Source organism: Granulicella rosea (genome assembly GCF_900188085.1).
In the GTDB taxonomy this organism is placed as follows: Bacteria; Acidobacteriota; Terriglobia; order Terriglobales; family Acidobacteriaceae; genus Edaphobacter; species Edaphobacter rosea.
In genome coordinates, this window is record NZ_FZOU01000011.1 from 112,343 (window position 1) to 123,248 (window position 10,906).

General features: G+C 62.7%; 13 protein-coding genes and 1 tRNA gene. 2 read left to right on the plus strand and 12 right to left on the minus strand.

All coding sequences use genetic code 11. From position 1 onward, the window contains the following. Positions 1–64: 64 nt before the first annotated feature. From CHB87_RS20230 to purS, 4 genes are all read right to left on the minus strand, one after another. Complete coding sequence (locus CHB87_RS20230) at positions 65–1,393, minus strand: carboxypeptidase-like regulatory domain-containing protein (RefSeq protein WP_176441890.1); 1,329 nt, start codon at positions 1,391–1,393, stop codon at positions 65–67. 30 nt (positions 1,394–1,423) lie between these two features. Next, complete coding sequence (hemE, locus tag CHB87_RS20235) at positions 1,424–2,488, minus strand: uroporphyrinogen decarboxylase (protein WP_245818133.1); 1,065 nt, start codon at positions 2,486–2,488, stop codon at positions 1,424–1,426. A gap of 365 nt (positions 2,489–2,853) precedes the next feature. Further along, positions 2,854–3,219 (minus strand): hypothetical protein, encoded by a 366-nt coding sequence (locus tag CHB87_RS20240; RefSeq protein WP_089410270.1) that lies wholly within the window; start codon positions 3,217–3,219, stop codon positions 2,854–2,856. 84 nt (positions 3,220–3,303) lie between these two features. Further along, positions 3,304–3,549, minus strand: coding sequence for a phosphoribosylformylglycinamidine synthase subunit PurS (purS, locus tag CHB87_RS20245; protein ID WP_089410271.1), 246 nt, complete (start codon positions 3,547–3,549; stop codon positions 3,304–3,306). A gap of 163 nt (positions 3,550–3,712) precedes the next feature. Between purS and CHB87_RS20250 the strand changes: the two genes are divergently transcribed. Beyond that, a complete protein-coding gene (locus CHB87_RS20250; protein ID WP_089410272.1) occupies positions 3,713–4,270 on the plus strand; it encodes an inorganic diphosphatase in 558 nt (185 codons plus the stop codon). A 63-nt stretch (positions 4,271–4,333) separates the two neighbouring features. On the opposite strand, the gene CHB87_RS20255 is transcribed toward CHB87_RS20250, so the two are convergent. After that, positions 4,334–5,866 carry a GGDEF domain-containing protein gene (locus CHB87_RS20255; protein ID WP_089410273.1) on the minus strand — a complete coding sequence of 511 codons (1,533 nt, stop codon included), beginning with the start codon at positions 5,864–5,866 and terminating at the stop codon, positions 4,334–4,336. A gap of 164 nt (positions 5,867–6,030) precedes the next feature. Continuing rightward, complete coding sequence (locus CHB87_RS20260; protein WP_245818134.1) at positions 6,031–7,353, minus strand: APC family permease; 1,323 nt, start codon at positions 7,351–7,353, stop codon at positions 6,031–6,033. A 120-nt stretch (positions 7,354–7,473) separates the two neighbouring features. Here CHB87_RS20260 and CHB87_RS20265 point away from each other — a divergent pair, with 120 nt between their 5' ends. Continuing rightward, positions 7,474–8,604 carry an SPL family radical SAM protein gene (locus CHB87_RS20265; protein WP_342743591.1) on the plus strand — a complete coding sequence of 377 codons (1,131 nt, stop codon included), beginning with the start codon at positions 7,474–7,476 and terminating at the stop codon, positions 8,602–8,604. Positions 8,605–8,752: 148 nt separating this feature from the next. Here CHB87_RS20265 and rplK read toward each other — a convergent pair whose 3' ends face one another. The 6 genes from rplK to CHB87_RS20295 form a co-directional block, all read right to left on the minus strand. Continuing rightward, positions 8,753–9,187 (minus strand): 50S ribosomal protein L11, encoded by a 435-nt coding sequence (rplK, locus tag CHB87_RS20270; protein WP_089410274.1) that lies wholly within the window; start codon positions 9,185–9,187, stop codon positions 8,753–8,755. Between the two features lie 129 nt (positions 9,188–9,316). Continuing rightward, entirely contained in the window at positions 9,317–9,931 is a 615-nt protein-coding gene (gene nusG, locus CHB87_RS20275) for a transcription termination/antitermination protein NusG (protein ID WP_089410275.1), read from the minus strand. A 44-nt stretch (positions 9,932–9,975) separates the two neighbouring features. After that, on the minus strand, positions 9,976–10,239 hold the full coding sequence (gene secE / locus CHB87_RS20280; RefSeq protein WP_089410276.1) for a preprotein translocase subunit SecE: 264 nt from the start codon (positions 10,237–10,239) through the stop codon (positions 9,976–9,978). A 48-nt stretch (positions 10,240–10,287) separates the two neighbouring features. Continuing rightward, a tRNA-Trp gene (locus tag CHB87_RS20285) sits at positions 10,288–10,363 on the minus strand. 40 nt (positions 10,364–10,403) lie between these two features. Beyond that, entirely contained in the window at positions 10,404–10,553 is a 150-nt protein-coding gene (gene rpmG, locus CHB87_RS20290) for a 50S ribosomal protein L33 (RefSeq protein WP_089410277.1), read from the minus strand. Between the two features lie 257 nt (positions 10,554–10,810). Next, the coding region (locus CHB87_RS20295) for an EF-Tu C-terminal domain-related protein (RefSeq protein WP_142988355.1) at positions 10,811–10,906 on the minus strand (96 nt) is incomplete at its 5' end.

A 10,906-nucleotide genomic window follows, 5' to 3' on the forward strand; every position in this document is an offset into this window, starting at 1 on the left:
TCTCTCAATGGTATAGCCGCGCAGCAGGTTGTTTCGAAGAGGATGCGGGGCTCGGTTGACGGGATCAATAGTCGAAGGCCGGATCGCCATCGATCCTCACATCGACCCGCTCGTTCGGCCTCACCTGCACGTCGCCGGCCAGCTTCGCGAATCGTTCGATATTCTTCGCGGTCGCCATCTCGAGTTGGAATTTGTAGTGGACGAGGTAGACCTTGTAGTGGCCTGGCTTCAAGCCGCCGACCACGAACTCCGAACCGCGCAGATCCTCGAGCATATAAGGCTGCAGAACCGTTGCGCTCGAAGACTGGGGAACGACCACGGCATAGTACGGCTCGCGGATGCCGATGGGATCGTGAAAGTCCTTTGCCCAGGGCTTGACGAGATGGATGCCGCCGCAGTCGGTGCGCAGCCGGATCTCAACCGGCGGCAACCTTTTTTCCTCACCGACGACGAGGGGCTCCCGCTCCAGATCCCTGCCGCCGGCGGTGATCGCATCGACGTAGCTTCCTGCCCTCTTTTGAATAAGAATGCGATAGCTTCCCGCGTCGAGATCGGCGAACTCCAGCGATTCGGGGTTGACCAGACGAGACGGTATCGCCGATCGGCGGTTGGTGAAGTCGCCCTGGCTCAGAAATAACTGCTCCCCCAGGCTGAGCGTAAGTCGTGCTGGCGACAGCAGGGGCGGCGGAGGAGGAGGCGTACTCTGAACCGGTCGTCCCAGGCCGATTCCTCCCATTTCCCCCATTCCCGTGTCTGCGCAGGGAGCTGGCCCGGAAGAAGACCCGGCGATCATGTCTTTGACGACGTGGACCTGAATCGTCACTCCGCTCCCTGGAGAATGGGCGGTTCGACGTTCGCGCAGACGTGCGGCGAGTAGCTGCGCATCCGGAGAGAAACGGGGTATCGCTCCGGCCGGCGCGAGGTAGAATTTCAACTCCATCGGCGGGATCGGCCTTCCGGATCGCACCTCCTCAGCGCTCGCGGTCACCGCCACCTGGTAGCAGGATTTCGTGACCACGCAGTCGGTGACGCCCTCGTACCCTGTCTTCGAGACGTCGAAGTAATACGAATCCCACGGGATGCCCGAAAACTCGAAGCTGCCATCCGGCCGCGTGGTCTGCACCTCCTGCACAGCGGCGGAAGCCGACCGCGTCCCACGGCCTTCACCCAGGGGCCGGTGCTGGAAGCTGACGACTGCATCCGCCACCGGCTGCCTCGTTGTCGGATCGAGAACGACTCCGCGCACCGTCATCCCTTGATTGACGAGGGCCTCGACGCGGGCGACCTCCTTCCGAATTCGATCCGGATCGAATTTACCCTTCGCATCCTGAGCGACTCCGGCGGGCACGAGAAGCAGGAGAAAAGCGGTCGTCTGCCAAAGGACTTTTATCAACGGCGGCCTCATCGTGCGATTCCCCTTCGATTATCCGAGCTGCTTCACCCACTCCACCACCTGAATGACGTTGTCCACCGGCGTACCGGGCACGATGCCGTGTCCGAGGTTGAAGATGTGACCCGGCTTACCGCCAGCCAGACGCAGCACCTCTTCGACGCGGGCCTTCAGCACATCCTGCGGCGCGAAGAGTGTGATGGGGTCGAGATTTCCCTGCACCGCGCAGCCCGGCCCGGCCAGACGCCAACCCTCGTCGAGCGGCACGCGCCAGTCGAGTCCCAGCACATCGGCGCCGGTCTCGCGCATCGTCGTCAGCAGCGACGCCGTATCCACGCCAAAGTAGATCACCGGCACGCCCAGCGCCTGGATACGCTTCACCAGCTCCGTCGTCGGCGCGAGGCAGTACTGGCGGTAGTCCGCGACCGAAAGCGCCCCGGCCCAGCTATCGAAGACCTGGATGACGTCCGCCCCGGCCTCGACCTGCTGCGCCGCGTAAGCCACCAGCACGGTCAGGAGCTTCTCCATCAGCATGCCCCAGGCCGCGCCGTCCGAATACATCATCTTCTTTGTTTCTATGTAGTTGCGCGAGCTTCCGCCCTCGATCATGTAGCTCGCCAGCGTGAACGGCGCGCCGCAGAAGCCGATGATGCCAAGCTGGTCGCCGTCGGTGCGTGGCCCGGCGAAGTGCTTCGCGACCTTCTCGATCGACTTGGCGACGTAGTTCAGCTCGTCGGCGCGGTCGGTGCGCAGCGCCTTCACCTGCTCGAAGCTGCGGATCGGCGCATGGACGACCGGCCCCTCGCCGTTGACGAACTCGAAGTCGACGCCCATGGGCGTGAACGGCAGCAGCAGATCGGCGAAGATGATGGCCGCGTCGACGCCCAGACGCTCGGCTGCGGTGATGGTCACCTCGGCCGCGACCGCCGGCGTGCGGCAGATGTCGAGCAGCGTGTGATGCTTGCGGACCGCCATATACTCCGGCATATAGCGACCGGCCTGGCGCAGAAACCAGACAGGGGTGCGGTCGACGGGCTGGCGCAGGCAGGCGCGAACGAAGCGGCTGCTGCCGGCAGAATGCTGTATCTCTTGGCTCAAGGCGTGCAAATCTCCCAAACCTTGAGCCTAGCATCGTCAACGCTGGATGTCAGGCGGAGTGCGGGTATCGGCGCCGCCGGGGTGAAAAGCGGAGACTATTTTTCATCTGGACTGCTCGTTTCGTTAACGGCACGGCTTCAGCCGTGCCCTTGAGCAGGACCGAGTTTCAGGAGCCTTGGAAACCGTGCTCTCATGCAAGGCAGGAACCTGCGCCAAGCCAAACAGCCCCGAGACGATTGTGTCCGGGGCCGTTCGAAGGTTAGGCGGTAACGCTAAATTTGGGAGTTGCGTGTGCCTGGGTGAGAGGTTCGGGCTTTTTGTCCAACCGCCTCTGATTCCTCTATCGGCGCGTCGCGGGCGGTACTTCAGTTCTGCATCTTCAGAATCGCGCCCCAAACCACGGACATCCACACCGCCGTGCTCAGCGTGACCCACGAGCAGAACTGCCGCGACCGCACGACCCACACGATCCCCGTCACCACACCCAGCAGGCCGAAGACCATCGAGACGCGTTCGAAGGTGAAGTCCGTCGGCCCACGGCTCGCCATGGCGTAGACGTGCGTCAGCGCGTAGACGCCGGCAAACGCTGGAATCGTCGCCGACGCCATGGCCAGAAGGCTCACCCACGGCGCGATCTCTTTATTGCGCGCGCGGTTGACCGTGAAGTAGACCGCCCACACCACCAGCATCAGCAGTGCGGGAACGCCGTAGATAAGCGACCAACGAATCAACTTCGCCTCATCGTGATGCTGGATTTTTTAAAGCAAACGCGAATTCCCTTCGGGAATGACAACAAGAAAGGCAAAAGCGAAGAGCTAAGACTCCAGCCGGAAGGTGTACTCCTCGATGACCGGGTTCACCAGCACCTCGCTGGCGATGCGTTCCACCTCGCAGCGGATGGCGGCCACATCCTTGTTGTCTTCCAACTCGATGCAGAAGTATTTGCCCTGACGGACGTCGGTGACGCCCTTATAGTTCATCCGCTGGAGGGCGTCTGCGACGGTTTTGCCCTGCGCGTCGAGCACGGTGCGTTTTAAAGTGACATAGACATGTGCCTTCATTGTGATTCTGATTATAGACTTGCTTCAGAACTGGACCTGCACGCCGCCCTCGTCTATGATCGCCCGGTGCCCCGGAGACTTATAGGCCACGGGTTCTAAACCCCATGAATGTCGCTCGGAAGCACCAAAAATCTTTCCACCACGAGAAGAGATGCCAGATTTTATGCCAAATTATATGGAGTTGCCGGTTGGGCCCAAGTCGCCCGAGGTCATCAACGTCGTCATCGAGATTCCAGGAGACGGCGTCAATAAGTACGAGTACGACAAGGATCTTCACGTCTTCCGCCTAGATCGCAACCTGTACTCGCCGGTCCACTATCCGGGCGACTACGGCTTCATCCCCAGCACGCTGGGCGACGACGGCGACCCGCTCGATGTGCTCGTCCTGGTCGATTCGCCCAGCTTCACCGGCTGCGTGATGGAGGTTCGCCCCATCGGCCTGCTGGAGATGATGGACCAGGGTCTGGGCGACGAGAAGGTGCTCTGCGTCGGCATGGGCAATCCGCGTTACAAGGATGTCTGGAACTTCTCCGAGATCTACCCGCACATGCTCAAGGAGATCACGCACTTCTTCTCGATCTACAAGGATCTCGAGGGCAAGCGCGTCGAGGTCAAGGGCTGGCGCGACGCCGCCTTCGCGCGCAACAAGGTGCAGGAGGCGCAGCAGCGCTTCATCGACAACAAGACCAACCCCGAAGAGAAGCCCGTTCCGAAGGGATAGCTTCTCTCCGCAAGCCAAAGGCCGCCCCGCCGCTCTTGAACTCCGGGGCGGCCTTTTCGCGTCTCAGGCGCTCTTGCCGATGGGCGCGGCTTCGACCGGCGCGGCGGCTGTCCGGTTGCGTCCCTCGCGCTTGGCGCGATAAAGCGCGGCGTCGGCCGTCTGGATCAGCCCCGCCGGTTCATCGCCGGACGGCGGCTGGAAGGTGGCGTGGCCGATGCTGATCGTGATCGTCCCCAGCGGCGACCCCGGATGCGGCAGATGCAGCTCCGCCACGGCGCGGTGCAGCCGCAGCGCGACCGCCGCGGCGCCCTCCTGATCGGTCGCCGGCAGCAGCGCGGCAAACTCCTCGCCGCCGTAACGGCTCACGAAGTCTCCCGCCCGCGGCAGCGCCCGGCGCAGCGCCTGCGCCAGCCGGTACAGGTATTGGTCCCCCGCCAGATGCCCGGCGTGGTCGTTCAACTGCTTGAAGTAATCCACGTCGATCATGAGCAACGAAAGCGGCTGCAGCCTCCGCCGTGCCGACCGGTGCTCCAGCGCGATGCGTTCGTCGAAGGCTCGCCGGTTCGAGATCTGGGTCAGGCCGTCGATGTCCACCAGCTCCTCGAGCGCCCGTTTGCCGATCATCAGGCTCTCTTCGATCTCCAGACTGCGGCTCTGCGACAGGATGCTCATCGCGCCGTAGCAGACGACGGCCAGAAGGATCGCGCCGCTGCCGACGTAGAAATGCCGCCGCGAAACCACCAGCCCAAGCAGCACCAGGCCGAGACTGAGAAAGATCGGGCTGGCGCTGCGCACCAGGCGAACGGCGTTCGGCGAGCGTCTGGCGCGGCGAACCGGACGCCGCCACTCCTCCGCGATCAGGACGGCCAGCACGAGATACGGCGCGGTAATCAGCAGGTCGAGCCAGACATAGTCGTGCCGGATGAGGATGTAGTTGTGGATCCCCGGAAGAATCGCGTCCACCCAGAGAAAGATCGCCGCAATGTTAAAGAACGCGGCCTCCCGCGGCCCGGTCGTCCCAAACGCGCGGATCGTCATGGCAAGCGCGACAAAGGCGTCAAGCGCGAGGAAGAAGTGGGTGAGGAAGTAGAGATCCTCCACCTGGCCCGTGCCCTTGGTCGACACCACCGAGAAGACCAGCACCGAGAACATCACACCCGCGGCCAGCGACAACGCCACATTCAGCGGACGCTCCAGCCGCAGCGAACGCTGAGTCAACTCGGACGTTCGCCGCGAAAACTGCATGGACGCGGCCAGCAGCAGCGGCAGAACGTAAAACGTGGAGAGCATGGTCTGCGCGGCCGGCGCCTGCACCGTGTCGCGGCCGGTAAATGCCGCCCACAGGTCGAGCGACATGCCAGCCATGTGGATCGCCGTCGACGCCGCAAGCGACCGCCAGAGCAGCAGGACCGGGTAGCCCGTCCGCCGCGTCATTAGCAGGCATCCGGCGATCGAAACCGCCTCCGCCAATACGATGCAAAGCGTCGAAAGCCACGCAAGCCGCAGCGGCAAAGCCACCGCCAGCAGCCCGTTGATTGCCAGGAAGACAGACGCAGCTATCGGCGCCAGCAATCTGCTCCGAGTTTGCAGGATCATCCCTTGGCTCCGTCGTTCGTCTGCCCAGACATCCCCGCATCCAGCTCTGTCGCGACCGGACGCTATGTACGGTGCGCAACAGAGACCGCGAGTTGCACCCTTGCGGAAATCGACTTTCGCAAGAGTGCAACCGCTCCGTATCCGATCAACATCGCCTTCCCCTTTTACGGCTTGCGAAGCCGCCGCGCCAACTGGTAGAACAGCGGCCCAGCCGACGCCACCAGCGCGGCAAAGACCAGCGCCGGCAGTCCCATCACCTTCTCGTCGCGAGCCGCCCACAGCGCGAAGCCGATCAACGCTGCCGGACAGACCCCCACCAAACCGGCAACCACCAGACCGCCCGGCACCCGGAAGGGTCGAGACAGCGCCGGCTCCCGCACCCGCAGCACCACCAAAGCCACAAACTCCAGCAGCAGAGCGGCGCCGTAGAGCACCAAGTCGATCGAGATCAGCCGCTCGAACGTCAGCCGCAGCGCCAGCCCCCAAGCAATCGCGCACAGACCCACGCTCGCCCACGGCACGCCCTGCGCCGTACGCCGCGTAAGAAACTTCGGCAGCAGACCCTCCAGCGCCAGCGCATACGGAACCCGCGTGTAGCTCATCATCAGCGCGTTGAACATGCCGGCGCCGCTGATCGTACCACCCGCGACGACGGCCAGCGCCAGCAGCCAGCCCCAGTTGCGCCCGCCAATCTGCTGCGCCGCATCCGCCCACGCGCCGGTCGAAAACTGCCCCGGGTCGACGCCTGCCAGCGCCACCGCCGCCAGCGGCAGAATGTACGTGATCGCCACCAGCGCCGCCGCGCTCAGCATCGCGCGCGGATAGCTTCGCTGCGGGTCTTCGACCTCCTGCGCGACGGTCGATGCGTTGTCCCAGCCCATGTAGTTCCAAAGACACACCGAGACCGCGCCCGCCATGTCCGGCGCGGCGATGGGTCTCGCCATCGAGCCCCACCCGCCGGTCGCCAGATGCGCCAGCCAGCCCTTCCACAATCCCACCCCGACCAGCACCACGAACGGCGAGAGCAGCGCGCAGAACATCAGCACCGCGCCGCGCCCGACCGCGCGCGCGCCGCGCAGATTCCACAGCGAGCAGCCCACCACCACCGCCAGCGCCCAGAGCGTGCCCCGGCTGCCCGCCGTCCACGACGGCGCCACCCGGCCCAGATACAGCACAAAGGTCACCGGATAGATCGCCATGTCGAAGATGCTGGCTGCGATCGAAAGCCACGCCTCCTGAAAGCCCCAGAAGGGGCCAAGCGCACGCCGGACCCAGGCGTAGTAGCCACCCTCTTCGGGCAACGCACTCGCCAGTTCGCCGACCATCAGCGAGGTCGGAACGCTCCAGACCACGGGAATCAACAGAAGAAGAAGGAGCGCGCGCTCATACCCGGCCTTGCCGATGATGTCTTCCAGGCCATACGGTCCGCCCGCCACCATGAAGTACGTCGCGCCAATCAGCGGCACCAGCCGCATCTTCTTCTTCAATCCATTTGCCTCCGTTTTGTAAGGGAAATCCAGACATGAATATACGCAACATCGCCCCGATCCACACAAGTTTTTCAAAGAGGACTTGACCGCGACCGCAGATAGGCGGATAGTCTCTTCATGGGCGAACAAAAAGCGAATTCTAACCGGGCGCCCCACAATCGCCCGAACGCAGCGAAGGCCATCGCGGAGTTGGACTCTCCCCTCGCTCTCTTCCCCATTCTTCCCGCGCCCCCAACAGGTCTCGCCAGAATGGCTGTCGAGGCCGAACACGCCGACGAAGGCCATCTGATCGAGTTCAAAACATTGAAGGTAAAGAGCATCCTCAACCGCAGCGAGTCCAAACGCCTGCGCTGGATGGCCTGGAGCATCAACCCATACCGGGGCTGCGAGTTCGCCTGCCGCTACTGCTACGCTCGCTATACGCACGAGTTTCTCCAGCCGAAGGATGGCGGCGGGATGGTCGACTTTCGCGATCCGAACGCCTTCGAACGGCTGATCTTCCTGAAAGAAAACGCCGCGTGGCTGCTCGAACAGGAGCTGCGCCGCATCGATCCTGCGGATGAGATCGCGCTCGGCACCGCAACCGACCCGTACCAGCCCATCGAGCGACGCGCCCGCATCACGCGCAGCCTGCTTGAGGTCTTCGCCCGCCGTTCCGGCTATCGGTTGGGCATCGTCACCAAATCGACGCTGATCGCGCGCGACATCGACCTGCTGACCGAGATCGCCCGTCGCAACACCCTCGTGCTCCACCAGACCATCACCACGCCGGACGCCGCGCTCGCCCGCATCCTCGAACCCCGCGCGCCGCGCCCGGACCTGCGCTTCCAGACCGTCGAACGCCTGCGCAAAGCCGGACTGACGGCAGGCATTCTCTGCTCGCCGCTGCTGCCCGGCATCACCGACACCGCCGAGGCCATCGACGCCATGGCCCAACGCGCGGCGGCCGTCGGCGCCAGCTTCTTCGCCGCGCAACCGCTCTTTCTCAAGCCGTGCTCACGCCCTACCTACCTGAGCTTCGTCCGTGAGCACTTCCCTCAGCTACTGAAAGATCACGAAGAACGCTTCGCCGAACGCGACTTCGCCGACAAGCCCTACCGGGAGCGCCTCGCCACGCTGGTAGCCCAGGCCTGCTCCCGCCACGGACTCAGACCCCGTTCGAGCGACGCCCTGCTCACCAAAGATGTAGGCCAGGACCGCCGCCCACCGGCGACGCACGAGCAGCCGCAACAAAGGCTCTTCGCCTAGCCGCAGGCCCAACCCAAAATGCTCGCGGTGCCGAAAGGAGCGAAGGACGCCGCTGCTTGTCTTACCCTCGGCCCAAACTGCGTATTAAACACGAAAAAGCGGAACCTCCGTGAGGAGGTTCCGCTCGTTCCACAACCGAAAGATAAAACTAAGCGACGATCTCGATACCCATCGAGCGAGCCGTACCGCGGATGCTCTTCGCGGCAGCCTCAACCGTGGTGGAGTTCAGGTCGGGCATCTTGCGGGTCGCGATCTCGATAATCTGCTTCTCCGTGACCTTGCCCTTCTTCTCCTTGTTCGGCGTGCCCGAACCCTTCTCGATGCCGGCAGCCTTCAGCAGAAGGACAGCGGCGGGAGGGGTCTTGGTGACGAAGCTGAAGGTGCGGTCGCCGTAGACCGTGATGACAACCGGAATCGTGAGGCCGGCCATCGACGGATCCTTGGTGCGATCGTTGAACTGCTTGCAGAACTCCATGATGTTGACCTGAGCCTGACCGAGCGCGGGGCCGATCGGGGGAGCGGGGGTGGCCTTACCGGCCATAACCTGGAGCTTGACGTATCCTGTAACTTTCTTCGGTGCCATGGTGTTTCCTTCTCTTTACGCTTTGCGTTCTCTACGCTTCGCGGGAATTTTAGTGCTGCTGATGCGGTAGAGTGGCGCTCCGAGAAGCCCTTGCGGCGGCTCGCTACTCATGAAGATCGACGCCGGAGCTTACTGCTCCATCTTGTCGACCTTCGAAAACTCGATCTCAACCGGGGTTGAACGACCGAAGATGGTAACCATGACCTTAAGGGTCTGCTTGTCTTCGTTGATGTCGTCCACCGCGCCGTTGAAGTTGGCGAACGGTCCTTCGTTGATCCGAACCTGCTCGCCCTTGGCAAACTTGATCTTGAGCGTCGGCGACTCCTTCGAGACGTCGGTGCGGTTCAACATGCCCGAGACCTCGGCCTCGGTCAGCGCGACCGGCTTGTCGCCCGTGCCGAGGAAGCCCGTGACGCGCGGGGTATTTTTGATGACGTGCCAGAGATCGTTGTCGAGATCCATCTCGACGAAGACGTAGCCCGGCAGGAAGACACGGTCGATCGTGACCTTCTTGCCGTTGCGAACCTCGCTGGTCGGCTCGAGCGGAATCTCGATGCGTCCGATCTTGTTCTCGAGATTATAGGCGCGGATGCGGCTCTCAAGCGACTCCTTCACCTTGCGCTCGAAGCCCGAGTACGCGTGGATGATGTACCACTTGAAGCTCTCGTTCGCAGGCGCTGCATCGAGAACCTGTTCCGCCGGAATTTGCTCGTCTGCCGCCATCGTTACATCTTTCTCGGACATCGTATTGAATCCCTGCTGGCCCGCCGCCAGAGGCGGGCAAAATGCTAGTGTTTCGCCAGGTGCTTGAAGAGCAGATCGACGCCGTGACCGATGATGTTGTCCACCAGCCAGAAGTACGCGGCGAAGATGAAGACGGTGACGATGACGACGATGGTCGTCGACTGAACCTCTTCGCGAGAGGGCGAGATGACCTTGCGCATCTCGGCGCGAACGTCCTTCAGGAACTCCGCAAGCCGAGCCGGGCCGGCCTTGAACTGATCCATACCCGAATTCTGTTGTTCGTCTGCCGCTACGATTGCCTTGGCCATCACTGCCTCAAACTTCAAATCTTTACTGGGTCCTGCACGGTATAGAAATGGCGGGGGAGCTCGGATTCGAACCGAGAAGTTCGGTTTTGGAGACCGACAGTTTAACCGTTGAGCTTACTCCCCCAGGGAGCCTCCAGCCGTCGCTCAGGCTGGAGTGCGCTCGATTACTTGGTTTCCTTGTGATCCGTGTGCTTGCGGCACGTGTTGCAGAACTTCGAGAACTCCAGACGGCCCGTGGTCGTCTTCTTGTTCTTCGTGGTGGAGTAGTTCCGGTTCTTGCACTCGGGGCACTGCAGGGTTACGATCTCACGCATGTTGATTCTCCTAGACTTCTAAGTGGCCAGCCACCTCGGCTGGCAAGCAGCGCGCTCCGCCTTGAATGCACTTCAGGGCTCACACGCCGCGACGCAGGGAGGATGGCCCCTGCTACCAAATCCTGAATGTAAAACGAAATCGAAGCGGTCAGGCCACGCTCGACTTTTCCTATTATCCCATGAAATGACGGGATTCGGAAAGAAAAGAGCGGCGAGCAACCTGCCTCGCCGCTCTTTTCTTCCAGAGACTAGCAGCGTTACTTGATGATCTCGGAGATCGTGCCCGCGCCGACGGTACGTCCACCCTCACGGATGGCGAAGCGCAGACCCTTCTCCATCGCGACCGGCGTGTG

Bases quoted from the DNA above. Each gene is read 5' to 3' on its own strand.
- rplK (WP_089410274.1), bottom strand. From the start codon at position 9,187: ATGGCACCGAAGAAAGTTACAGGATACGTCAAGCTCCAGGTTATGGCC.
- secE (WP_089410276.1), bottom strand. From the start codon at position 10,239: ATGGCCAAGGCAATCGTAGCGGCAGACGAACAACAGAATTCGGGTATG.
- CHB87_RS20255 (WP_089410273.1), bottom strand. From the start codon at position 5,866: ATGATCCTGCAAACTCGGAGCAGATTGCTGGCGCCGATAGCTGCGTCT.
- CHB87_RS20265 (WP_342743591.1), top strand. From the start codon at position 7,474: ATGGGCGAACAAAAAGCGAATTCTAACCGGGCGCCCCACAATCGCCCG.
- purS (WP_089410271.1), bottom strand. From the start codon at position 3,549: ATGAAGGCACATGTCTATGTCACTTTAAAACGCACCGTGCTCGACGCG.
- CHB87_RS20250 (WP_089410272.1), top strand. From the start codon at position 3,713: ATGCCAAATTATATGGAGTTGCCGGTTGGGCCCAAGTCGCCCGAGGTC.
- nusG (WP_089410275.1), bottom strand. From the start codon at position 9,931: ATGTCCGAGAAAGATGTAACGATGGCGGCAGACGAGCAAATTCCGGCG.
- rpmG (WP_089410277.1), bottom strand. From the start codon at position 10,553: ATGCGTGAGATCGTAACCCTGCAGTGCCCCGAGTGCAAGAACCGGAAC.